Below are 23,007 nucleotides of genomic sequence, written 5' to 3' on the forward strand. Positions count from 1 at the left end.
GCGACCGCCCGAAACGTGGGGTAACGCAGCGGAAAAGCGCGCGCCCTACGCTGCGGGATCCGGTCCGCGTCCCATGTCGTCGCAAAGCGGGGGTTGTCCACTGGCCAAAAAGGGCTCTGCGAGTGGCAAGTCCTGACCAGCAGTTGACAAGGGGTGGTCAACAAACTGTTGAGCGCGACTAGTGTCCGGACCGTTCCGGTGCTTGATCATCTTCCCGCCAGTGAGGTGGATCCCCGTGCAACTGACACCGCACGAACAGGAAAGGCTGCTCCTCCACGTCGCCGCCGACGTGGCCGAGAAGCGCAGGGCCCGAGGCGTGCTGCTCAACCATCCCGAGGCGGTCGCGCTGATCTCCTCGCACATCCTCGAGGGCGCCCGCGACGGTCGCACCGTCGCCGAGCTGATGGCCTCCGGCCGCAAGGTCCTCACCCGGGAAGAGGTCATGGACGGCATCCCCGAGATGCTCCACGACGTCCAGGTCGAGGCGACCTTCCCGGACGGCACCAAGCTCGTCACCGTCCACGACCCGATCGTCTGAGGTGCCCCCCATGATCCCCGGCGAGATCCTGCACGCCGACGGGCCGGTGCCCCTCAACACGGGCCGCCCCGTCACCCGCCTGACCGTGCTCAACGCCGCCGACCGCCCCGTCCAGGTCGGCTCCCACTACCACTTCGCCGAGGCCAACCCCGGCCTCGACTTCGACCGCCCCGCCGCCCGGGGCCTGCGCCTGAACATCGCGGCCGGCACGGCGGTGCGCTTCGAGCCCGGCCTGCCCGTCGAGGTCGAGCTGGTCCCGCTGGCCGGGCTGCGCACCGTACCGGGACTGCGCGGCGAGACCCGAGGAGACCTCGATGGCTGAGCTGACCCGCGAGGCGTACACCGACCTCTTCGGCCCCACGACCGGCGACCGGATCCGGCTCGCCGACACCGACCTGTTCATCGAGATCGAGGAGGACCGCAGCGGCGGCCCCGGCCGGGCCGGGGACGAGGCGGTCTTCGGCGGCGGGAAGGTGATCCGCGAGTCGATGGGACAGGCCCGCACCACCCGCGCCGAGGGCGCCCCCGACACCGTCGTCACCGGCGCCGTCATCCTCGACCACTGGGGGATCGTCAAGGCCGACGTCGCCTTGCGGGACGGCCGGATCACCGGCATCGGCAAGGCCGGCAACCCCGACACCATGGACGGGGTGACCCCCGGCCTGGTGATCGGCCCGGAGACCGAGATCATCTCCGGCAACGGGAAGATCCTCACCGCCGGCGCCATCGACGCCCACGTCCACTTCATCTCGCCGACCATCCTCGACGAGGCGCTGGCCTCCGGCATCACCACCCTGGTCGGCGGCGGCACCGGCCCCGCCGAGGGCAGCAAGGCCACCACCGTCACCCCCGGCCCCTGGCACCTGGCCCGGATGTTCGCCGCGCTCGACGGCCACCCCGTCAACATCGGGCTGCTCGGCAAGGGCAACACCATGTCCCGCGAGGCCATGCACTCCCAACTGCGCGGCGGCGCACTGGGCTTCAAGATCCACGAGGACTGGGGGGCCACCCCCGCCGTCATCGACGCCTGCCTGAGCGTCTGCGAGGAGACCGGCGCCCAGGTCGCCGTGCACACCGACACCCTCAACGAGGCCGGGTTCGTCGGCGACACCCTCGCCGCGATCGCCGGCCGGACCATCCACGCCTACCACACCGAGGGCGCCGGCGGCGGGCACGCACCCGACATCATCACCGTGGTCGGCGAGGCCAACGTGCTGCCCAGCTCGACCAACCCGACCCGGCCGCACACCCTCAACACCGTCGAGGAACACCTCGACATGCTGATGGTCTGCCACCACCTCAACCCCGCCGTCGCCGAGGACCTGGCCTTCGCCGAGTCCCGCATCCGGCCCTCGACGATCGCCGCCGAGGACGTGCTGCACGACCTCGGCGCCATCTCCATCATCTCCTCCGACTCCCAGGCCATGGGCCGGATCGGCGAGGTCATCCTGCGCACCTGGCAGACCGCGCACGTGATGAAGAAGCGCCGCGGCGCGCTGCCCGGGGACGGCCGGGCCGACAACCACCGGGCCCGCCGCTACGTCGCCAAGTACACGATCAACCCGGCCGTGGCGCAGGGCCTGGCCCGGGAGATCGGCTCGGTCGAGACCGGCAAGCTCGCCGACCTCGTCCTGTGGGACCCGGCCTTCTTCGGGGTCAAGCCCCAACTGGTCATCAAGGGCGGCCAGATCGCCTACGCGCAGATGGGCGACGCCAACGCCTCCATCCCCACCCCCCAGCCGGTGCTGCCCCGGCCGATGTACGGGGCGTACGGCCGCGCCCCCGCGCACAACTCGGTCAACTTCACCGCCGCGGCGGCCCTGGCGGACGGGCTGCCCGAACGGCTGGGACTGGGCAAGGAGTTCGTGGCCATCGAGAGCACCCGCTCGGTGACCAAGGCGGACATGCGCGAGAACGACGCCCGGCCCCGGGTCGAGGTCGACGCGGACACCTTCACCGTCACCATCGACGGGGAGCCGGTCGAGCCCGCACCGGCCGCGGTCCTGCCGATGGCCCAGCGCTACTTCCTCTTCTGAGCGGGCGGCCGTGACCACCACCCCACCCGCCGGCCGGGCCGCCCTGCTCGTCCTGGCCGACGGCCGCTTCCCCGCCGGGGGGCACGCCCACTCCGGCGGGGCCGAGGCAGCCGTGAAAGCCGGCCGGATCACCGGCCCGGACAGCCTGGCCGCCTTCTGCCGCGGGCGGCTGCACACCGCCGGGCTGGTGGCCGCCGCGCTCGCCGCGGCGGCCGCCCTCGGCCTCGACCCGGCCGCACTGGACGCGGCCGCGGACGCCCGGACCCCGGCCCCGGCCCTGCGGGCCACGGCCCGCAAACTGGGCCGCCAGCTCACCCGGGCCGCCCGGGCCGTCTGGCCCGGGGACACGGGCCTGGCGGCGCTGGCCGCCGCCTTCCCGCGCGGTGCCCACCAGCCGGTGGCCCTCGGGCTGGCCGCCCGCGCGGCCGGGCTCGGTCCCCTCGACGCGGCGGCCGTGGCGGCGTACGAGAGCGTGGGCGGCCCCGTCACCGCGACCGTGCGGCTGCTCGGCCTGGACCCCTTCGAGGCCACCGCGGTACTGGCGCGGCTGGCGCCCGAGCTCGACGAGGTGGCCGTCCGGGCGGCGGACGCGGCCGAGCGGGCCCGCCTCGGCGGCCCCGCGGAGCTGCCCGCCGCCGCCTCGCCGCTGCTGGAGATCGGCGCGCAGGCCCACGCCGACTGGCCGGTACGGCTGTTCGCCTCCTGAACCGCCTTCCCCTTCTTCTTCTCATGGAGTCCCCATGCACCTCGACCACCCGGTGACCTACCCGGAACGGCACACCCACGCCGCGCCCCCGGTCCGCCCCGACGGCGCCCGCCGCGCCCTGCGCATCGGGCTGGGCGGACCGGTCGGCTCGGGCAAGACCGCCACCGTGGCGGCGCTCTGCCGGGCGCTGCGCACGGAGTTCTCCCTCGCGGTGGTCACCAATGACATCTACACCCGCGAGGACGCCGAGTTCCTGCTGCGCGAGGCCGTGCTGCCTCCGGAGCGGATCGCCGCGGTCGAGACCGGGGCCTGCCCGCACACCGCGATCCGCGACGACATCTCCGCCAACCTGGAAGCCGTCGAGGACCTGGAGGAGGCGGTGGGCCCGCTGGACCTGGTCCTGGTCGAGTCCGGTGGGGACAACCTGACGGCCACCTTCTCCAAGGGGCTGGTGGACGCCCAGATCTTCGTGATCGACGTGGCCGGCGGGGACGACATCCCCCGCAAGGGCGGCCCCGGGGTCACCACCGCCGACCTGCTCGTCGTCAACAAGACCGACCTCGCCCCGTACGTGGGCTCCGACCTGGACCGGATGGCGCACGACGCCAAGGCGCAGCGCGGCGAACTCCCGGTCGCCTTCACCTCGCTGGCCGCCCCCGACGGGGTCGCCCCGGTCGCCGGCTGGGTCCGGGAGCGGCTGGCCGCCTGGGCCGCGGTCCGGGCGTGAGTGCCCCCGCCCCGGAGATCGGGGTCCTCGAACCGGAGCTGCCGGCCCTCCTCCCGTCCGGGGTGCGGGCCACCGCCCGGATCGCGGCCACCGCGGACGGCCGCGGCGGCACCGCCCTGCCGCTGCTGGCCGGCGAGGGGCCGCTCGCGCTGCGCCGCACCCGGGGCACCGGCCCCGGGGCCCGGGTCACCCTGGTCGGTGCCATGAGCGCCCCGCTGGGCGGTGACCGGCTGGCCGTGGAGGCGGCCGTGGGGGACGGCGCCGAGCTGACGGTCACCTCGGCCGCCGCCACCCTCGCGCTGCCCGGCCGGACCGGTGCGCCGGCCCGATACGAGGTCCGGCTGACCGTCGGTGAGGACGCCGTCCTGCGCTGGCTGCCCGAACCCCTGATCTCGGCGGCGGGGAGTGTCCTGTTCACCCGTACTTCGGCCGAACTGGCCGGTACCGCCCGGTTGGTGCTGCGGGAGGAGCAGGTGCTCGGCCGGACCGGCGAGCAGTCCGGCCGCCTCACCACCCGGCTCGCCGTCACCCGGGCCGGCCGCCCGCTGCTGGACCAGGAGCTGGGCTGCGGTCCGGGGGCGGCCGGCGGCTGGGACGGCCCGGCCGTCCTCGGTGGCCACCGGGCGCTCGGTCAGCTGCTCGTGGTCGACCCGGCGTTCGAAGCGGACCCGCCCCGGGAGCGGCTGCTGGGGGAGTTCGCCGCCGCCACCCCCCTGGCCGGACCCGCCGTCCTGGTCACCGTCCTGGCCCCCGACGCCCTGCGGCTGCGGACCCTGCTGGCCGAGTGCGAGCAGCTGTACGCCCGGTGAACTGCGGGTCTTTGTCAAGGGGGTACCGCTGAGCGGTACACGTCTTTCCGGTTATCGGGTTGGTAAAGAACGTCACCGCACCCTGTTGTCAGGGACCACTCAGACGAAAGGATCCGGGGGCAGTCGTTCGAACACGGCCATGACCGGCCGCACATGACGCAGGGGGATTTACACGTGATACGCACAGCGGTGCTCGGCAGCGCGGGCACTCTGATGGCGGGCACGCTCATCGCGGGGGCCTTCGTGGCCCCGTCGGCCGCGGCCGACGCCCAGACCCAGAGCGGTACCACCGTCTCCGCCGCGCAGGGTGCCGCCATCGCGGCCGCCCGTGCCTGGGGCCGGGGCATCACCTGGAAGGACTGTCCGGCCGACTGGGGCTTCGCGTCCCCGATCCAGTGCGGCTGGGTCAAGGTCCCGCTCGACTACACCAAGCCGTACGGCAAGCAGATCTCGCTCGCCGTCGACATGATCGGCAACACCGGCACCAAGGCCCAGCGCCAGGGCGCCCTGGTCTACAACCCGGGCGGCCCCGGCGGCTCCGGCATGCGCTTCCCGCTCCGGGTCACCACCAAGAACCCGCTGTGGACGAAGGTCTCCCAGGCGTACGACTTCGTCGGCTTCGACCCCCGCGGCGTCGGCCACTCCGCCCCGATCTCCTGCATCGACCCGCAGGAGTTCGTGAAGGCCCCGAAGATGGACCCGGTCCCGGACTCGGTCGCCGACAAGAACGCGCAGCGCAAGCTCGCCGCCGAGTACGCGGACGGCTGCAAGGAGCGCAGCGGCGCGATGCTGCCGCACATGACCACCCCGAACACCGCGCGCGACATCGACGTGATCCGCGCCGCCCTGCACGAGAAGAAGCTCAACTACCTGGGCGTCTCCTACGGCACCTACCTCGGCGGCGTCTACGCCACGCTGTTCCCGTCGCACGTGCGCCGCATGATCGTCGACAGCGTCGTGAACCCGGCGAAGGACAACATCTGGTACCAGGCGAACCTGGAGCAGGACGTCGCCTTCCAGATGCGCTGGAACGACTGGAAGAAGTGGGTCGCCAAGAACGACGCGCACTTCCACCTCGGCAACACGGCCGCCAAGGTCGAGGCCCAGTGGCTCAAGCTGCGCGCCACGGCCAAGAAGAACCCGCTCGGCGGCAAGGTCGGTCCGGCCGAGCTGATCGGCTTCTTCCAGAGCGCCCCGTACTACGACTCCGCCTGGGTGCCGGTCGCCCAGACCTGGGCCGACTACGTGGCGGGCAACACCCAGGCGCTGATCGACGCCGCCGCCCCGGACATGACCGACATCCAGGGCAACAAGACCGCGGAGAACGGCAACGCCGTCTACACCGCCGTCGAGTGCGCGGACGCCAAGTGGCCCACCAGCTGGGCCAAGTGGAACCGCGACAACACCAAGCTGCACAAGGACTACCCGTTCATGACCTGGGCGAACGCCTGGATGAACCTGCCGTGTGCGACCTGGAAGGCCAAGCAGTCCAACCCGATCCAGGTCGGCGCCAAGAAGGGTCTGCCGTCGGTCCTGATCGTCCAGTCCACCCGTGACGCCGCCACCCCGTACCAGGGTGCCGTGGTCATGCACAACCGCCTCTACGGCTCGCGCCTGATCACCGAGAAGGGCGCCGGCTCGCACGGTGTCACCGGCCTGGTCAACCCCTGCATCAACAACCGCGTCGACGCGTACCTGCTGCGCGGCAAGGTCGACGCCGCGGACGTGACCTGCGCCCCGCACGCGACCCCCGTGGTCCCGTCGGCCGCCACGGCCCGCGCCCAGGCGAAGAACCTGCTCGCCGACCTGCCGGCCGTCAAGTAACGCCCTGAGCCGTCCGGCATCCGGTCCCACCGGGTGCCGGCCGGCCCGGCCCGCACCGAGAAGGCTCAGCGCGACCTGCGCTGGGCCTTCCTGGCTTCCTCGGCCTCGGCCTTCACGGCCGCCGCGTACCGGTCCACGTACTCCTGGCCGGACAGCTCCATGATCGCGTACATGATCTCGTCGGTGACCGCGCGCAGCACGGCCTTCTCGCGCTCCATGCCCGCGTACCGGGAGAAGTCCAGCGGCTCGCCGAAGCGGATGGTCACCCGCCGGATGTTGGGGATCTTCTGGCCGGGCGGCTGGATCTCGAAGGTGCCGACCATCGCACAGGGGATCACCGGCACCCCGGCGCCCAGCGCCATCGCCGCCACCCCGACCTTGCCCTTGTAGAGCCGGCCGTCGTGGGAGCGGGTGCCCTCGGGATAGATGCCCAGCAGTTCCTCGCGGCCCAGCACGCCCAGCCCCTCCCGGATCGCGGCCTGGCCGGCCTCCTTGCCGGAGCGGTCCACCGGGATCTGGCCCGCGCTGCGGAAGAAGAAGGCGGTCAGCCGCCCCTTGAGGCCGGGCCCGGTGAAGTACTCGGCCTTGGCCAGGAAGGTGATCCGGCGCGAAAGGATGGCCGGCATCAGGAAGTGGTCCGAGAACGACAGGTGGTTGCCCGCCACGATCGCGGCCCCCTCGGCCGGGATGTTCTCGAGCCCTTCGATCCGGGGCCGGAACAGCAGTCGCAGCAACGGTCCCAGCAGTACGTGCTTGAGCAGGTGGTAGAACACGTCCCGACCCCCCTCGGTAGCGGAAACCGCCGACTGTATCCGGCTCGGGGCCGGGCGTACCAGACGGGGGTCAGGCGCTGCGGGAGGCGGCGACGCCGGCCGTCAGGATGCCGAGCACCACCCAGCCGAACCACAGCCAGCCGTTGCTGCCGAGGGCCACCGAATAGGCGGAGACCGCAACCAGGACGCCCACGGTCAGGGCGGCCATCCACTTCACAGAACCGCGCATACACCCATGGTCGCGCCTGGTACCCGGATTCCGCTACTGCCCGCGCGTCTGCAGCGAGGCGAGGTAGGCGTTGTAGGCCGCCAGCTCCTGGTCGCCGTCCCGGTCCGCGCGCCGGTCCGCCCGGCGGGCGGTGCGCTGCTCGGAGCGGTACCACTGGAAGATCAGCGCGATCAGCACCAGCACCGAGGGGATCTCGCTGAAGGCCCAGGCGATGCCGCCGGCGGCGTTCTGGTCGGCCAGCGCCTCGATGCCCAGCGAGGCCGGCGGGTCGGAGTACGTGGAGATCATCGGCTCGGTGGCCATCATCAGGGCGATGCCGAAGAAGGCGTGGAAGGGCATGCCGGCGAACAGCTCCAGCATCCGCATGATGTAGCCGGGCCGGTGCGGGCCCGGGTCCACGCCCATGATCGGCCAGAAGAAGACCACGCCGACCATCAGGAAGTGCACCATCATCGCGATGTGCCCGGTCTTGCTCTCCATCAGGAAGTCGAAGAGCGGGGTGAAGTACAGGCCGTACAGCGAGGCGATGAACATCGGGATGGTGAAGGCCGGGTGCGTGATCACGCGCATGTACCGGCTGTGCAGCAGCATCAGCAGCAGCTCGCGGGGGCCCTTGCGACCCCGGCCGGCCGGCGGCAGGGCCCGCAGCGCCAGCGTCATCGGCCCGCCCAGCAGCAGCAGGATCGGCGAGAGCATGCTGATGATCATGTGCTGGACCATGTGCACGCTGAACATGACCATGCCGTAGTCGTTCAGCTTGGTGTTCATCACCACGCCCACGCTCAGCACGCCCACCACCCAGGCGACCGTCCGGCCCACCGGCCACGCGTCGCCCCGGCGGCGCAGCCGCAGCACGCCCCAGCCGTACAGGCCGAGCCCCACCAGGCAGCCGATCAGGAAGAACGGGTCGGCCGAGAACTCCAGGCCCCGCCCCAGCGTGAACGGCGGGAGGTCCATGGTCATGCCGTCCATACCGGACATGCCGTGGCCGCTGTGGTCCATGTGTTCACTCCTGAAGGAGGGCCCCGGATCCGGGGCCCCGGGTGCGGTGCCTGTGGTGCCCCACCACACTAGACCCGCCCCCGGCGGCCGAGGCCTCCGGGGGCGGGTCTGTACGGGTTGATCACATCACAGTACGTTCTGCGCCTCGGCGTACCGGTCGGCCGGCACCGTCTTGAGGGATTCCACCGCGCTGGCGAGCGGCACCATCGCGATGTCCGTGCCGCGCAGCGCCGTCATCATGCCGAACTCGCCCCGGTGCGCCGCCTCGACCGCGTGCCAGCCGAAGCGGGTGGCCAGCACCCGGTCGTAGGCGGTGGGGGTGCCGCCGCGCTGGACGTGGCCGAGGATGACCGGGCGGGCCTCCTTGCCGAGCCGCTTCTCCAGCTCCACGGCGAGGATGTTGCCGATCCCGGCGAACCGCTCGTGGCCGTAGATGTCCTTGCCGCCCTCGGCGAACTCCATCGTGCCCGGGCGGGGCTTCGCGCCCTCGGCCACCACCACGATCGCGAACCGCTTGCCGGCCGAGAACCGCTCGCCGACGATCGCGGTCAGCTCCTCGATGTCGAAGGGCCGCTCGGGCACCACGATGGCGTGCGCGCCGGCCGCCATGCCCGAGTGCAGGGCGATCCAGCCGGTGTGGCGGCCCATCACCTCGACCACCATCACGCGCTGGTGGGACTCGGCGGTGGTCTTGAGGCGGTCCAGCGCCTCCGAGGCCACGCCCACGGCGGTGTCGAAGCCGAAGGTCACGTCGGTGGCGGCGATGTCGTTGTCGATGGTCTTGGGCACGCCCACGATCGGCAGCCCGGCCTCCGAGAGCAGGTGCGCGGCCTTGAGGGTGCCCTCGCCGCCGATCGGGATGATCGCGTCCAGGCCCAGGTCGGCGACGTGGCCCTTGGCGCGCTCCACGCCGTCGCGCAGGTGGGCCGGCTGGACCCGGGAGGAGCCCAGGATGGTGCCGCCGAGCGCCAGGATGCCGCTCACGGAGTCGAGGTCCAGCTTGCGGTAGTCGTTCTCCAGCAGGCCCTTCCAGCCGTCGAGGAAGCCGATCACCTCGTCGCCGTGGTCGACGACCGTGCGGTGCACGACGGAGCGGATGACAGCGTTGAGGCCGGGGCAGTCGCCGCCGGAGGTGAGCACACCAATGCGCATGGCAGGAAGAACCTTTGCAACGTGGGCCGACGACCGGACCACGTCGTCCGGTTGGATCTGACCGCCACCCTACAAGCGGATCGCAGTTGGACTGAACCATGCTCCACATGCCGGGCACAGCCCTTTGGAGGAATCGCCGAGGGAGCGCTGAGGGAGTGCCGAGGGAGGGCCGAGAACCTACTGAGGAGTAGTTCACCGGTGGCCGGATCGTTTCCGAGCGGAGGCCGACGCGCCGGTGGCCCCGGACCCCGGCGGGCGGCCCCGCAGACGCCGCCGGCCGGACCGCCCCCGGTGCGGGGACGGTCCGGCCGGCGGGCCGCACGGGCAGGTCAGGCGGGCTGGGTGGCCGCCGCGATGCGCTCCGTGCGCAGCGCCTCGTACCAGCGGTCGTCCACCGGCGGCAGGGCGTTCACGTCGAGGGCCAGCTTCAGCAGCAGGTCCGCGATCTGGGGGTTGCGGGCCATCACCGGGCCGTGCATGTAGGTGCCGAAGACGGTGTCGTTGTACGCGCCCTCGGTGCCGTCGCCGGTTCCGTTGCCCCGGCCGATCCGGGTCCGGGCGAACGGCCGGGCCGTGGGGCCCAGGTGCGTGACGCCCTGGTGGTTCTCGAAGCCGGTCAGCTGGGGGAGGTTCAGCTGCGGGTCGATGTCGGCCAGCACGTCGCCGACGCACCGCTCGCCCTCGCCGCGCACCGTCACCACGTCCAGCAGGCCCAGGCCCGGCTGGCGCTGGCCCTGGTCGTTGACGAACTCCTGGCCCAGGATCTGGTACCCGGCGCAGACCGAGAAGACGATCGCGCCGTTGGACACCGCACGCTCCAGGCCGCCGTCGCGCACCAGGCGCTCCGCGGCCAGCCGCTGCGGCCGGTCCTCGCCGCCGCCGATCAGGTAGATGTCGCCCGAGGTGGGGATCGGCTGGTCGCTGCGGACGTCCAGGCGCTGCACGTCCAGGCCGCGCTGGCGCGCCCGGCGCTCGACGACGAGGGCGTTGCCCTGGTCTCCGTACGTGCTGAGCAGGTCCGGGTAGACCCACACCAGACGCAGGCTGTTGTCGCTCATGCTCATTGTCCTCGAGGGGGGCTAGTTGCCGACGCGGCGGCGGACGTCCTGGAAGGCGGTGTAGTTGGCGATCAGCTCGATCTGCCCGGGCGGGGCGAGCTGGACGGCCTCGTCGAGGGTCTCGCAGACGCGGAAGTCCACGCCGGCGACCTCCAGGCGCACCGCCAGGTCCAGCTTGCGGTCGCCGATCACGAAGATCGGGTGCCCGGCCAGCCGGCCGTAGTCCACGTCCCACAGCCAGGAGGTGTCCGTGCCGTCGGCGCCACGGGCGTTCACCGAGAGGATCACCGGCGCGGGCGGCGGGTCGATCAGGGAAAACGTTTCGAGCCAGCCCGCCGGGTTCTTCGCGAGCAGCAGCCGCAGCTCACGGCCCATGAACGAGACGACGTCGTAGCGGCCGGCCACCGCCTGCACCTGGTACATGCGCTCCAGCGCGACCTGCGGCGGCACGCCGAAGACGGCGGCCACGGCGGCCGAGGTGGCGGCGTTGGCCTTGTTGGCCCGGCCGGGCAGCTGGAGGTGGATGGGCCAGGCGCTGCCGTGCGGGTCGAGGACGTGGTCGCCGTTGAGCGCCCAGCTCGGGGTGGGGCGGCGGAAGCCGCACTCGCCGCAGTACCAGTCGTCGCCCGGGCGCTGCATCACGCCGCCGCAGGAGGGGCACGACCAGGCGTCGTCCTTCCACTCCTGGCCGGCGGCCACCCACACCACGTTGGCGGAGGAGGAGGCGGCCCACACGATCAGCGGGTCGTCCGCGTTGGCGATCACCACGGCCTTGGTGCCGGCCAGGCCCTCGCGCCACTTCTCGGCGAGCATCCGGGTCTCGGCGGCGCGGTCGAGCTGGTCGCGGGAGAGGTTCAGCAGCGCGATCGCCTTGGGCGTCACGTCCCGGGCGACCCCGGCCAGGTACTTCTCGTCGACCTCGATGACGCCGTACTTGGCGTCCGAGCCGCCCGCCAGCGCCGAGGTGATGCCGGCCGGCATGTTGGCGCCCAGCGCGTTCGACACGACCGGACCGGCGGCCCGCAGGGCCTCCGCGATCAGCCGGGTCGTGGTGGTCTTGCCGTTCGTCGCGGACACCAGGACGACGTCGAGGTGCTGCGCCAGTCGTCCCAGCAGATCGGGGTCGAGCTTGAGCGCGACCTTGCCCCCGATCACCGATCCGCTTCCGCGCCCCGCGGCCCGCGACACCGCCGCCGCGGCCTTGCCCGCCGTCACGGCCAGCTTGGCCCGCGGCGAAAGCGGCTCTGTGTTGCCTGCCATCGTCCTTGTTCCTCCTTGCGTCGGTCCGGGCTCAGCCTATCCAGATCCGGACAGGGCCCCGACCTCGGCGCCGCTGTGGATCCCTCATATATTCGCCCGACGTACTCTTACGGCCATGCGACAGCGCCCGATCCCCGGCAATTCCGGTCTCGTCCGCACCATGAGCCTGCTGGGCGATCCGGTGCTCCACGCCCCCTGCGCGGAGGTCACCGAATTCGGCCCGGCCCTCGACCGGTTGATCGAGGACATGTTCGCCACGATGTACGCCGCCCAGGGCGTGGGTCTCGCGGCCAATCAGATCGGCGTCCCCCAGCGCGTGTTCGTCTACGACTGCCCCGACGACGATGACGTACGTCACGTGGGCCATGTCGTCAATCCCCGGCTCGTCGAGGCCGACGGGATCGAGGTCCGGGGCCCGGAGGGGTGCCTGTCCCTGCCGGGGCTGGAGGCGGGCACGGTCCGCTTCGACCACGCGGTGGTCGAGGGCGTGACCTCCGACGGGCGGCCGGTGCGGGTGGCGGGGACCGGGTTCTTCGCCCGGTGCCTGCAGCACGAGTGCGACCACCTCGACGGGACCGTGTACGCGGACCGGGTCACCGGCCTGCGGGGCCGCCGCCTGCAGAAGCAGATCGCGAAGGCACCCTGGGGCAACTGAGCCCCGGGCTCAGAAGCCGGGGCCGCCCTCGCGGTTGCCGGCGGTGGCGAGGTGGCCCCAGAGCAGGTCGGTGAGGCCCCGGACCAGCGTGCCGCGCTCGCAGGGGCGCTCGCTCAGCCACCAGTCCCCGGCCGCGTGCATCATGCCGACGATGCCGTGGCCCCAGATCCGGGCCAGCTCCTCGCCGGCCGGGCCGAGGTCCACCCGCTCCGCGATCACCTTCGCCAGCTCCTCGCCCAGCCGCCGCAGCAGCGGGGCGGAGTGCCGGCCCACGTCGAAGCCGCGGTCGGCGGTCTGGGAGTCCTCGGCCGGGTGCATCAGGAACCGGTAGACCTGCGGCCGGGCCTCGATGGCGGACAGGTAGGTGTCCAGGGTGGCCTCGACGCGGCTGCGCCGCTCGGTGGGCGCGTCCAGGGCCGCGCGCAGCGAGTCGAGCAGCGCGTCGGTGTGCCGGACGGCCAGGGCCTGGTAGAGGCCGGCCTTGTCGCCGAAGTGCCGGTAGAGGATCGGCTTGGTGATGCCGGCCTCGGCCGCGATGGCGTTCATGGAGGCCTTGGGGCCGTCCCGGAGTACGACCCGGTCGGCGGCCTCGAGCAGCTCGCGCCGCCGCCGGTCGGCGGTCATCTGCTGGCCGTCCGACCGGCCGGTCTGCTGCGTGGTCTCCATCGACGTGTTTCTCCCCGCCCGTGCTGATTGCGTGACGCAGGCGCAACGTAACACCACGCACACCCCCGGGGCCGAATCGGCGACGGCGGTTGACATGTCCTACTGGCGAGTAACAGACTGCGGTTACCGCAAGTAACATCTTGGGGTTACCGCCAGTAAGGCGCTGTGCGGATCAAGGCTACAGCCTGGAGGGGTCATGGCGGAGTTCACCATGGAGCTGAGCGACGACCAGAAGGAAGTGCGGGACTGGCTCCACGGCTTCGCCGCCGATGTCATCCGTCCCGCCGCGGCCGAATGGGACGAGCGCGAGGAGACCCCCTGGCCGGTGATCCAGGAGGCCGCCAAGGTCGGCATCTACTCCCTGGACTTCTACGCCCAGCAGTTCTTCGACGCCTCCGGCCTCGGCATCCCGATGGCCATGGAGGAGCTTTTCTGGGGCGACGCGGGCATCGCGCTCTCCATCGTCGGCACCGGGCTGGCCGCCATCGGCGTGGTCGCCAACGGCACCGAGGAGCAGATCGGCACCTGGATCCCCCAGATGTACGGCACCCCGGACGACGTGAAGGTCGCGGCCTTCTGCTCCTCCGAGCCGGACGCCGGCTCCGACGTGGGCGCCATGCGCACCCGCGCCGTCTACGACCAGGCCAAGGACGAATGGGTGCTCAACGGCACCAAGACCTGGGCCACCAACGGCGGCATCGCCAACGTCCACATCGTGGTGGCCGTGGTCGACCCTGAGCTCGGCACCAAGGGGCACGCCTCCTTCATCGTCCCGCCGAACACCCCCGGCCTCTCCCAGGGCCAGAAGTTCAAGAAGCACGGCATCCGCGCCTCGCACACCGCCGAGGTCGTCCTCGAGGACGTCCGGGTGCCCGGCTCCTGCCTGCTGGGCGGCAAGGAGAAGCTGGACGAGCGGCTGGCCCGGGCCCGCGAGCGCGCCAAGACGGGCGGCGAGAGGGTCAAGAACGCCGCCATGGCCACCTTCGAGGCCTCCCGGCCGGCCGTGGGCGCCATGGCGGTCGGCACCGCCCGCGCGGCCTACGAGGTCGCCCTGGACTACGCCAGGACCCGGACGCAGTTCGGCCGCCCGATCATCGACAACCAGGGCGTGGCCTTCCAGCTCGCGGACATGCGCACCCAGATCGACGCGGCCCGGCTGCTGGTCTGGCGCGCCTCCTGGATGGCCACCGCGGGCCGGCCCTTCACCTCGGCCGAGGGCTCGATGTCCAAGCTGTACGCCAGCGAGGTCGCCAAGAAGGTCACCGCCCAGGCCATCCAGATCCTCGGCGGCAACGGCTACACCCGGGAGTACCCGGTGGAGCGCATGCACCGGGACGCCGCGATCTACACCATCTTCGAGGGCACCAGCGAGATCCAGCGCCTGGTCATCGCCCGCACCCTCGCCGAGATGCCGATCCGCTAGCCGCGCGGGAGCGTTGCGACCCGCAGGCCCCGCTCGTGCGAGGACCCCGTCCCGGACCTGACCGGACGGGGTCCTCGCACGTTCCGCCGGTGGCGGCGCCGCAGCCGGCCGACGGGTCAGGCCGCCCCCGACGGCACCAGCACCAGCCGGCCCCGGATCCCGCCCGCCGCGAGCCGGTCATGGGCCTCGGCCGCCCGCTCGAGGGGCAGGACCCCGGCGACGCGCAGCGTCAGGTCCATGGCCGCGAGAGCGGCCAGCGCCGCCCCGTCCGCACTGATCCACTGCTGGTGGACCCGGATACCGCGCAGGGGGAGCGGGGCCGAGCCGCCGACCACCGTGACGAAGGCGCCCCCGGTGCGCACCGCGGCCAGGGCGCGGACGCCCAGCCCCACCGTGTCGAGCGCACCGTCCACGCCCCCCGGCACCAGGCGCCGGACCTCGTGCCCGAGGTCGCCGGCGTCACGGCCGACGACCGCGTCGGCGCCCAGGCGCCGGAGGAACCCCGCATCGCTTGCGCCGGCCTGGGCGACGACCCGCAGTCCGCGCCGCGCCGCCAGTTCGACGGCGAAGCCGCCGACCGCCCCGCCGGCCCCGGTCACCAGCACCGTGCGGCCCGCGGGGAGACCGAGCAGGCCGAGCGCCTGGAAGGCCGTGAGGCCGTTCAGCGGCAGTGTCGCCGCGGCCGTGGCAGGCGTACCGGGTGGCGCCTCGGCGAGCGCCGACGCCTCCAGGACGAGGTACTCGGCGTAGCCGCCCAGCGACACGTCGAGCAGGTCGCGCAGCCCGATCACCCGCCGTCCCGGCGAGAACGCCGTCACGCCCTCGCCGACCCGGTCCACCACCCCGGCGACGTCCCAGCCGATGCCCGTCCGCTCCCGGGCGGCCATCAACCCGGCCCCGACGAGCGCACCGGAGCGCGTGGCCAGGTCGACCGGGTTCACCGCCGCGGCCTCGACCCGGACCCGCACCTGCCCGGGGCCCGGCTCCGGCACCGGCACCCGCACCACCTCCAGGACCTCGGATCCGCCGTAACCGCGGGCGACCACCGCCCTCATGAACTCTTCACCGACCATGCCGCACACCGTAGGGAGGGCTACTCTCCAGCGGGAAGTACGCACTTCGAGGTGCCCACGGCACCGGAAGGAGAGCCATGACCACCCGCACCGCCGCCCAGCGCCGGGCCGAGGCGAGCACCGCCTACGACGCCTACCTCGCCGCCTGCCCGGCCCGGCAGCTGCTGGACCGGATCTCCGACAAGTGGGTCAGCCTCGCCGTCAACGCGCTCGCCGACGGACCGCAGCGCTACGGCGAACTGAGCCGCCGGCTCGCGAGCGTGAGCCAGAAGATGCTCACCCAGACCCTGCGCCACCTGGAACGCGACGGCCTGGTGTCGCGCACCGTGACCCCCGCCGTCCCGGTCCGCGTCGACTACGAACTGACCCCGCTCGGCCGCTCGCTGCTGCCCCTCATGCGCGCGATCAAGTCCTGGGCGGAGGACCACATGGACGAGGTGCACGCCGCCCGCGCCGCGTACGACGCCCCGGCCGTCGAACGGCTGGTCTGAAGGAAACGCGCCGGGGCGGCCGGCCGTCGTCGGCCGCACGCCCCGCTAGCCGGCCAGCAGCCGGCCGAGCGCCCTTCCGAAGAGGGCCCGGCCGGCCAGTGCCAGCGGGGCGTCCAGCAGCCGCGGCAGGCCCCGCACGCGCAGTTCCTCCCGCCAGTGCACCTCGCTGCCCCCGGCGGGCGCCGGGCGGACCTCGATCTCGGCCCAGCCCAGGACCAGCCGGCCGTGCTTCTCCAGCCGGACGTGGCCCGGCGCGCCCGCCGCCGGCGGCCGCCAGGCCACCACCTCCATCGGATCGTCGAAGGACAGGCGCCCGAAACCGGTGCGCGCGGTGAAGCGGGTGCCCACGGCGGTGGGTGGTGCGGTGGTGAGGAACGTCACCGTGAACGGGACCTGTGCGCCGTGCCGCTCCCAGTCGGTCAACCGCCGCCATGCCTCGTACGGCGCTACATCCGCGGTGTGCACAATCCGGATAAGGGGCATGTACTGATCGTAAAACTCCTTCCGGTCCGTGAGACGAACCTCGAATACGGGTTCCATCCGGAGCTTCTGATCAGTAATACTTCCGGCCACCGTGGATGGCGGTTCGGACCGCAGTGACCACCCGGCCCTCCGCCGCCACTGAGCGAGGAGGTGCGCCATGTGTCCCCACCAGCCGCCCTGCCCCAGTGCCGACAGCGCCGACCGCGACGCCGCCCACACCGTGGCATCGCACCCGGAACAAGGCTGGAGCCTGCTCTGCAACGGCGTCGTCCTCTTCGACGACACCGGGGAGCAGCTCCCGGACGGCCGTGTGGTGCAGCCGCGCCGCACGCTCCTCGCCCGAGTCTGAAGGGGGAAGACCATGCGTCAGATCCAGATCCGCAAGCCCACCCCGAAGCCCGCACCCAGGGAACAGGACCTCCGCACCCCGTCGGGCAGAACCCTCCCGTACTGACGGGAGCCCGCCCCCCGCCCCGCCGGGGCGGGGGATCCACCCCACGGCCCCGTCCGGGGCCGTCTCAGCCCGCCTGGGGCAGCACCTGGGCGCCGCCGTGGAAGGCCCGCTCGTAGGCCTCGTCGCCGATCGACTCCCGGGCCTGCCGCTCGCCGGCGTCCCGGGTCGCGCGCAGCGAGGGCGAGCCCATCTGCGGCTGCCCCACCGTCCGCCACCAGGCGTGCCCGGTGCCCAGCAGCCGGGCCGCCAGCTCGCCGTCGCCCTGCGCGGCCACCGCGGCCGCCAGCAGGTCCAGGCCGATCGCGATGCCGAAGCTGTCGTGCAGCAGCCGCTTGCCCGAGAGCATGGACCGGACGTGCTGGGCGGCCTCGCCCGGGTGACCGAGCCGGAGCGCGGCCACCGCCAGCACGTAGTCGGCGTACGCCCGCAGCCACCGGTCGCCCAGCCGGGCGCAGGCCTCCCGCAGCCCCCGTGCCTCCGCGGTGGCCTCCTCGTACCGCTCCAGGTCGCACAGGGCGTACGCGCTGCCGAGCTGGCACAGCAGCCAGCCCGGGCCGTCGGGGCGGCCGTGCCGGGCCGCCCGCGGGCCGGGCCCGGTGAGGGCCAGGGCCCGCTCCGGATCGCCCGGCATCAGCGCGGACACCCCGGTGAGGTAGGCGGCCCGCAGCCGCGGCTCGGGGTCCTCGCCCCCCTCGGCCATCCGCACGCAGTCCTCGCCGATGGCCAGGCTGGTCACCAGGTCGCCCTGGAGCATCGCGGTCAGCCCCAGCGCCCACAGCCCCTGGAGGTGCGCGGGCCCTTCGGCCGGGCCGCCGGCCAGCGCGCGCTCCAGGAAGCCCCGGCCCTCCCGCAGGTGGCCGCAGCCGAACCAGAAGAACCACAGGTGCCCGGCCATCTCCAGGGCGGTGTGCGGATCGGTGCCCAGCAGGTGCTCCAGCGCGGTGCGCAGCTCCATGTGCTCGGTGCTGATCCGGCGGTACCAGTCCAGCTGCTCGGGCCCGAGCCAGCCCGCGTCCCCCTGCCGGGCCAGCGCGGCGAACCAGTGCGCGTGCCGGGTGGCCACCAGCGCCCCCTCGCCCAGCTCGGTGAGCCACTGGCGGCCGTACTCGCGGATGGTGTCCAGCATCCGGTAGCGCTCCCGGGCCCCCTCGACGGTGCGCCGCAGCACCGACTTGGCGGCCAGCGAGGCGAGCAGCCGCTCGACCCGGGCGGCGGGCAGCGGGCCCCCGGAGCACACCGCCCGGGCGGCGGCCAGGTCGAAGTCGCCGGCGAAGACCGAGAGCCGGGCCCACAGCAGCCGCTCCAGCGGCTCGCAGAGCTCGTGGCTCCAGCCGATCGCGGTGCGCAGCGTCCGGTGCCGGGGCACCTGGGGGTCGTGGCCGTCGGCCAGCACGTCGAAGCGTGCCTCCAGCCGTTCGGCCATCTCCTCCAGGCTCCACAACCGCATCCGGGCGCCCGCCAGTTCGAGGGCGAGCGGGATGCCGTCCAGCCGCCGGCAGACCTCCAGGGCGGTCCGCCGGCGGACCGGGTCGGCGAAGGCGTCCGCGGCGTGCGCGGTGGCCGCCAGGGCGCGCTCGCGGAAGAGGGCCAGGGCGTCGCTGTCCGGGCCGTCCACCGGCAGCGGCCGGACCTCGCTGACCCGCTCGCCGTGACAGGCCAGCGGCTGCCGGCTGGTGACCAGGACGGTCAGCCCGGGAGCGGACTGCAGCAGCTCCGCGACCAGGTGGCGGCAGGCCTCGACCAAGTGCTCGCAGGTGTCCAGCACGAGCAGCAGCTTCTTGTCCGACAGCCAGGCGCACAGGTTCTCGTCCGGGGAGCGGCCGGGCTGCTCGGCCAGCCCGAAGGCGTGCGCGACGGTGGCGGAGAGCAGCCCCGGGTCGCGCAGCGGGGAGAGCTCCACCCACCAGACGCCGTCCGGACGGCCCGCCCGGGCCGCCCGGGCGGCGCGCAGCGCGAGCCGTGACTTGCCGACCCCGCCCACCCCGGTGAGCGTGATCAGCCGGTACGTCTCCAAATGGGAGGCCAGCTGCGCCAGTTCCGCGCCCCGCCCCACGAAGCTCGCCGATTCCGGCGGCAGATTCCCCAGCACGGCGTCAGATTCTGACTCAAAGGCCCGGTCGGGCAAGTCCTATTGATCATTGTTGATCGAATAGTCATCAACTGAGGGCTCAGTGTGACGCAGGTGATGCGAGCGTGACCGATCGCTCCGCGGAGAAGTCGCCCCAGCCGCCGTCGGCCAGCCGGGCCCGGAGTTTCAGGGCCCAGACGGTGCCCGCCGGCTCCCGGGTGTCCATCCGGTAGACGGCCCGTCCGGTGGGGACCGCGCCGGCCCCCCACCGGATCACGGTCGCGCTTTTTCCGTTCACGTACAGCTCGTACTCGAGCGGAGGATGAGCGCCTCCGGGCGCACTCCAGGAAAGTTCGAGCACGCCCGGCGAGACCGCGGCGAGCAGGTCGACGGGGGCGGTGGAGTCGTCGTCGGGCGCGGCGGGGGTGGTGAGGGCCAGCGCCGGGCCGTCCGGCGAGGAGTGGTCGGCGGCGTCCCGGGCCCGGACGGTGAAGCGGTAGGAGGTGCCGGGCCGCAGCCCGGTCAGCCGGGCGGTGCGCTCGGCCGCGGCGGCCGTGTGGATGCGCACCCCGCCCTGGTAGACGTCGTACGCGGTGACGGCGGTGTCGTCGGTGGCGGTCGTCCAGACCAGGGAGACGGTACGGGCGTCCTCGGCCCGTCCGGTGAGCCGGGCCGGGGCGGTGGGGGCGCGGTCGTCCCGGGCGGCGGCCGCGGCCGTGGTCACCTTGGCCGCCGCGGTCAGCGGCGAGAGGTTCCCGGCCGCGTCCTTCGCCCGGACGGTGAAGGCGTAGGCGGTCGCGGGGGAGAGGCCTTCGACGTCCACCATGGTCTTCTCGGCCGGTACGTCGAGGACCAGCCGGCCGTCCCGGAAGACCTGGTACCCGGTGACGCCGTCGGCCTGCGCGGCGGCGTCCCACATCACGTGGGCCGAGGTCGCGCTGCCGGTGGCGGCGCTCAGCCCCGCGGGGGAGTGCGGGGCGGTGGTGTCCTTGCCGGGGCCCCCGCAGGCGGCCAGCAGGGCGGTGCAGCACAGTGCGGTGCAGCAGAGTGCGGCCGCCGGTGCGGTGGTGCGGCGCATGGTGGCTCCTCCCCTCGGGGTAAAGGTCTAGACATATATGACACGGTGGCCGGTGGAGCATCAAGTGCTGTGCGGAAGGATCTTGACGCGCCGTCACCCAGGGTCATTCACCCGGACGGCCCCCACGTCGCGGCCGTGCCGGGGCCGCCGGCTGCGCCACGATGGCGCCCGGATGCCGCAGCCGTACGGGGCCCCACCCGTGCGGCCGGCCGCACTCGGCCGCGGCGGCGTAGGAGGTCTCGATGGTCATTTCCCTCTCCGTGGTCGTACTGCTCCTCGTCCTCGCGGTGATCTTCCTGCGCAGCGGCGGCCTGAAGCTCTCGCACGCCCTGGTCTGCCTGCTCCTCGGCTTCTACCTCGCGAGCAGCAGCATCGCGCCGACCCTGCACGACGGACTGGCGGCCACGGCGGGGGTGGTGGGGGGATTCCGGCCTTGAGGGGGGCTTCGGGGCGGGCGGTCGTGGTGTGTGGGTCCCCTCGCCGCTTGACGCCCCGTGGCCTGCGGGCCCTGCGGCAGGACCAACCCGGGGACTACGCGGCCTCGCTGGGGGCGCCTCCCAGCCGTGGCGGGGCAATTCCAGCCTCGCCGGCGTTTGAGGCGCGGGGTCCGGGGCGGAGCCCCGAAAGGCCCGGCGCGTAGCGCCCGGGCAACGGGGGTCCGGGGGCGGAGCCCATGGTTTCGGGATGGGGGTCCCCCCGGACGGAGTCTGGGGGAGGGCGGGGTGGGGAACCGCTCCGCGCAGCGGCCACCCGTACCCGCGGCACCCCTGGCCACGGCATCCGTACCCGGGCCGGGGCCCCGCGGGCCCAAGCCACGGCACCCGTACCCGGGCCGGGGCCCCGCGGCTCTGGATTCCTCGGCCGGTGCGCCCTACCGTCCCGGCGGCGGCACGGCCCGTGCCACGAGGGAGGCGACGGATGTTCCGAAGCGGACCGCACTGCGCGGTGCTACCGGTGCTGGCCCTGGCCGCGGCCGTCCTGGGGATCCCGGCACCCGCCCACGGCATCCCCCAGACCCCCGGCCACCGCCTGGTCAGCCGGTACGACGGGGCCCCCGCCAGGCCCGACCCGCTGCCGGGCCAAGGACCGCCCCGGCACCCGTACATGGCGCCCAACGGCCGCAGCGGCATGCACGCCGACGCCGGGGGGAGCGCGAGCTACCCCTGGTCCGGGCCGCTGGGCCGGGACCCGAAGGTGACCGGTCGGCGGATCGCCGCGCTCGGCGGCGAGTGTGCGACCACCACCTTCGACCGGGCCGGCCGGCTGGTCGCCGTCTGCGGGACCTTCGCCGGGTTCCGGGTGAAGCTGCTGGACCCGCGGAGCCTGGCCACGCTGGCCGAGTACCGGCTGCCGCAGCGCTCCTCGACCGTCGCGGCCCTCACCACCCTCGACCTGTCGAAGATCTTCAAGGACACCTCCGGCGGGGCCTACTTCTACCTCGACGACCGGGACCGGGCCGTCCTCGCCGACTCCCGCCAGCACATCCTGCGGCTGGCGCACGTCCAAGGCCCGGACGGGCGCTGGAGGTTCAGGGTCGACGACGACTGGGACCTCACCGGTCTCGTGCCGCACGACTGCGTCCGCTGGACCGAGCTGCGCCCCAAGGGCGGCTGCGACCCGGTCACCTCCGTGATGCCCGACTGGCAGGGCCGCATCTGGTGGGTGACCCGGCAGGGCCGGGTCGGCACCGTCGACCCGCGGACCTCGGTGATCCGCGCGGTCCGGCTGGCCGGGGAGGAGATCCAGAACTCCTTCTCGGTGGCCGCCGACGGGGTCTCGATCGTCACCGACCACGCCCTGTACTCCTTCACCGCCGCACCCGACGGCACCCCGCGGGTGGTGTGGCGGCAGACCTACGACCGGGGCTCCGGCACCAAACCCGGCTCCGTGAACCAGGGTTCGGGCACCACCCCCGACCTCTTCGGCGATCCGGCGCGCACCGGCGGCGGGTACGTGGCGATCACCGACAACGCCGACGACCGCATGAACGTCCTGGTCTACCGGCGCGGCGCGGACGTGCCCGCGGACCGGCGGCTGGTGTGCCGGGTGCCGGTCTTCCGCGCCGGCGCCTCCACCACCGACAACTCCCTGGTCACCTGGGGCGACAGCCTGGTCGTGGAGAACAACTACGGCTACGAGAACGTCGGTTCCCTGCTCTTCGGCAAGACCGTCACCGGCGGGGTCACCCGGATCGACGTCCGGCCCGACGGCAGCGGCTGCGACACCGTCTGGGAGAGCGGGATCCGCTCGCCCTCGACGGTGCCCAAGCTCTCCGCCGGCAACGGCCTGCTCTACTTCTACGAGAAGGACCGCAACCCCCTGGGCATCGACGCCTGGTACCTGACCGCCGTGGACTTCCGCACCGGCGCGCGCCGGTGGCGCCGGCTGACCGGTACCGGCCCCGGCTACGACAACAACTGGGCGCCGATCACCCTCGGCCCGGACGGCACCGCCTATGTCGGGGTCTTCAACGGCATCGTGGCCGTCCGCGACGGCTCCTGA

General features: G+C 73.2%; 24 protein-coding genes. 13 read left to right on the forward strand and 11 right to left on the reverse strand.

Annotation, left to right across the window (positions count from 1 at the left end; all coding sequences use genetic code 11):
* Positions 1 to 235 precede the first annotated feature (235 nt).
* The 7 genes from AB0O40_RS02595 (at position 236) to AB0O40_RS02625 (ending at position 6,640) form a co-directional block, all read left to right on the forward strand.
* Positions 236 to 538 carry an urease subunit gamma gene (locus AB0O40_RS02595; protein WP_365034837.1) on the forward strand — a complete coding sequence of 101 codons (303 nt, stop codon included), beginning with the start codon at positions 236 to 238 and terminating at the stop codon, positions 536 to 538.
* A gap of 10 nt (positions 539 to 548) precedes the next feature.
* Positions 549 to 860: an urease subunit beta gene (locus tag AB0O40_RS02600; RefSeq protein ID WP_365034838.1), complete on the forward strand. Its 312-nt coding sequence runs from the start codon at positions 549 to 551 to the stop codon at positions 858 to 860.
* Positions 853 to 2,574: an urease subunit alpha gene (locus AB0O40_RS02605; RefSeq protein ID WP_365034840.1), complete on the forward strand. Its 1,722-nt coding sequence runs from the start codon at positions 853 to 855 to the stop codon at positions 2,572 to 2,574. The genes AB0O40_RS02600 and AB0O40_RS02605 overlap by 8 nt, the downstream gene beginning before the upstream one ends.
* Positions 2,575 to 2,584: 10 nt before the next feature.
* Positions 2,585 to 3,280, forward strand: a complete 696-nt coding sequence (locus tag AB0O40_RS02610) for an urease accessory UreF family protein (protein WP_365034842.1) — start codon at positions 2,585 to 2,587, stop codon at positions 3,278 to 3,280.
* A 34-nt stretch (positions 3,281 to 3,314) separates the two neighbouring features.
* The gene (gene ureG / locus AB0O40_RS02615) at positions 3,315 to 4,007 is read left to right on the forward strand and encodes an urease accessory protein UreG (RefSeq protein ID WP_365034844.1); all 693 of its coding nucleotides are present in this window, start codon (positions 3,315 to 3,317) and stop codon (positions 4,005 to 4,007) included.
* Entirely contained in the window at positions 4,004 to 4,816 is an 813-nt protein-coding gene (locus tag AB0O40_RS02620) for an urease accessory protein UreD (RefSeq protein WP_365034846.1), read from the forward strand. Before ureG ends, AB0O40_RS02620 begins: the two co-directional genes overlap by 4 nt.
* 213 nt (positions 4,817 to 5,029) lie before the next feature.
* Positions 5,030 to 6,640, forward strand: coding sequence for an alpha/beta hydrolase (locus AB0O40_RS02625; protein ID WP_365034915.1), 1,611 nt, complete (start codon positions 5,030 to 5,032; stop codon positions 6,638 to 6,640).
* 65 nt (positions 6,641 to 6,705) lie between these two features.
* On the opposite strand, the gene AB0O40_RS02630 is transcribed toward AB0O40_RS02625, so the two are convergent.
* The 6 genes from AB0O40_RS02630 to AB0O40_RS02655 all read right to left on the reverse strand — a co-directional run bounded on the left by AB0O40_RS02630 (position 6,706) and on the right by AB0O40_RS02655 (position 12,114).
* Positions 6,706 to 7,413 carry a lysophospholipid acyltransferase family protein gene (locus AB0O40_RS02630; RefSeq protein WP_365034847.1) on the reverse strand — a complete coding sequence of 236 codons (708 nt, stop codon included), beginning with the start codon at positions 7,411 to 7,413 and terminating at the stop codon, positions 6,706 to 6,708.
* Between the two features lie 70 nt (positions 7,414 to 7,483).
* Entirely contained in the window at positions 7,484 to 7,642 is a 159-nt protein-coding gene (locus AB0O40_RS02635; protein WP_365034849.1) for a hypothetical protein, read from the reverse strand.
* Positions 7,643 to 7,675: 33 nt separating this feature from the next.
* Complete coding sequence (locus tag AB0O40_RS02640; RefSeq protein WP_365034851.1) at positions 7,676 to 8,644, reverse strand: cytochrome c oxidase assembly protein; 969 nt, start codon at positions 8,642 to 8,644, stop codon at positions 7,676 to 7,678.
* A 126-nt stretch (positions 8,645 to 8,770) separates the two neighbouring features.
* Positions 8,771 to 9,796 (reverse strand): 6-phosphofructokinase, encoded by a 1,026-nt coding sequence (locus tag AB0O40_RS02645; protein WP_365034853.1) that lies wholly within the window; start codon positions 9,794 to 9,796, stop codon positions 8,771 to 8,773.
* Between the two features lie 329 nt (positions 9,797 to 10,125).
* Positions 10,126 to 10,854, reverse strand: coding sequence for a glutamine amidotransferase (locus AB0O40_RS02650; RefSeq protein WP_365034854.1), 729 nt, complete (start codon positions 10,852 to 10,854; stop codon positions 10,126 to 10,128).
* A 21-nt stretch (positions 10,855 to 10,875) separates the two neighbouring features.
* Positions 10,876 to 12,114 carry a MurT ligase domain-containing protein gene (locus AB0O40_RS02655; RefSeq protein ID WP_365034856.1) on the reverse strand — a complete coding sequence of 413 codons (1,239 nt, stop codon included), beginning with the start codon at positions 12,112 to 12,114 and terminating at the stop codon, positions 10,876 to 10,878.
* Positions 12,115 to 12,229: 115 nt separating this feature from the next.
* Here AB0O40_RS02655 and def point away from each other — a divergent pair, with 115 nt between their 5' ends.
* Positions 12,230 to 12,769 (forward strand): peptide deformylase, encoded by a 540-nt coding sequence (gene def / locus AB0O40_RS02660; RefSeq protein ID WP_365034858.1) that lies wholly within the window; start codon positions 12,230 to 12,232, stop codon positions 12,767 to 12,769.
* 9 nt (positions 12,770 to 12,778) lie between these two features.
* On the opposite strand, the gene AB0O40_RS02665 is transcribed toward def, so the two are convergent.
* Entirely contained in the window at positions 12,779 to 13,435 is a 657-nt protein-coding gene (locus tag AB0O40_RS02665) for a TetR family transcriptional regulator (protein ID WP_365034860.1), read from the reverse strand.
* Positions 13,436 to 13,631: 196 nt separating this feature from the next.
* On the opposite strand from AB0O40_RS02665, the gene AB0O40_RS02670 reads away from it, so the two are divergent.
* Positions 13,632 to 14,858 carry an acyl-CoA dehydrogenase family protein gene (locus AB0O40_RS02670; RefSeq protein ID WP_365034862.1) on the forward strand — a complete coding sequence of 409 codons (1,227 nt, stop codon included), beginning with the start codon at positions 13,632 to 13,634 and terminating at the stop codon, positions 14,856 to 14,858.
* A 116-nt stretch (positions 14,859 to 14,974) separates the two neighbouring features.
* On the opposite strand, the gene AB0O40_RS02675 is transcribed toward AB0O40_RS02670, so the two are convergent.
* Positions 14,975 to 15,931 carry an NADP-dependent oxidoreductase gene (locus AB0O40_RS02675; protein ID WP_365034864.1) on the reverse strand — a complete coding sequence of 319 codons (957 nt, stop codon included), beginning with the start codon at positions 15,929 to 15,931 and terminating at the stop codon, positions 14,975 to 14,977.
* 77 nt (positions 15,932 to 16,008) lie between these two features.
* Between AB0O40_RS02675 and AB0O40_RS02680 the strand changes: the two genes are divergently transcribed.
* The gene (locus tag AB0O40_RS02680) at positions 16,009 to 16,422 is read left to right on the forward strand and encodes a helix-turn-helix domain-containing protein (RefSeq protein WP_365034866.1); all 414 of its coding nucleotides are present in this window, start codon (positions 16,009 to 16,011) and stop codon (positions 16,420 to 16,422) included.
* A 45-nt stretch (positions 16,423 to 16,467) separates the two neighbouring features.
* Here AB0O40_RS02680 and AB0O40_RS02685 read toward each other — a convergent pair whose 3' ends face one another.
* On the reverse strand, positions 16,468 to 16,905 hold the full coding sequence (locus AB0O40_RS02685) for an SRPBCC family protein (protein ID WP_365034868.1): 438 nt from the start codon (positions 16,903 to 16,905) through the stop codon (positions 16,468 to 16,470).
* Positions 16,906 to 17,062: 157 nt separating this feature from the next.
* Here AB0O40_RS02685 and AB0O40_RS02690 point away from each other — a divergent pair, with 157 nt between their 5' ends.
* Positions 17,063 to 17,254 (forward strand): DUF5999 family protein, encoded by a 192-nt coding sequence (locus AB0O40_RS02690; RefSeq protein WP_365034870.1) that lies wholly within the window; start codon positions 17,063 to 17,065, stop codon positions 17,252 to 17,254.
* A gap of 169 nt (positions 17,255 to 17,423) precedes the next feature.
* Here the strand turns inward: AB0O40_RS02690 and AB0O40_RS02695 are convergent, their stop codons facing one another.
* Both AB0O40_RS02695 and AB0O40_RS02700 read right to left on the reverse strand, forming a co-directional pair.
* The gene (locus tag AB0O40_RS02695; RefSeq protein WP_365034871.1) at positions 17,424 to 19,448 is read right to left on the reverse strand and encodes an NB-ARC domain-containing protein; all 2,025 of its coding nucleotides are present in this window, start codon (positions 19,446 to 19,448) and stop codon (positions 17,424 to 17,426) included.
* A gap of 79 nt (positions 19,449 to 19,527) precedes the next feature.
* Positions 19,528 to 20,505, reverse strand: coding sequence for a fibronectin type III domain-containing protein (locus AB0O40_RS02700; RefSeq protein WP_365034873.1), 978 nt, complete (start codon positions 20,503 to 20,505; stop codon positions 19,528 to 19,530).
* A gap of 242 nt (positions 20,506 to 20,747) precedes the next feature.
* Here AB0O40_RS02700 and AB0O40_RS02705 point away from each other — a divergent pair, with 242 nt between their 5' ends.
* Both AB0O40_RS02705 and AB0O40_RS02710 read left to right on the forward strand, forming a co-directional pair.
* Positions 20,748 to 20,942 carry a hypothetical protein gene (locus AB0O40_RS02705; RefSeq protein ID WP_365034875.1) on the forward strand — a complete coding sequence of 65 codons (195 nt, stop codon included), beginning with the start codon at positions 20,748 to 20,750 and terminating at the stop codon, positions 20,940 to 20,942.
* A gap of 481 nt (positions 20,943 to 21,423) precedes the next feature.
* Positions 21,424 to 23,007, forward strand: a complete 1,584-nt coding sequence (locus tag AB0O40_RS02710) for a hypothetical protein (protein ID WP_365034877.1) — start codon at positions 21,424 to 21,426, stop codon at positions 23,005 to 23,007.

Origin of the sequence: Streptomyces sp. NPDC089919, assembly GCF_040684615.1 — a bacterium.
GTDB lineage: Bacteria > Actinomycetota > Actinomycetes > Streptomycetales > Streptomycetaceae > Streptomyces.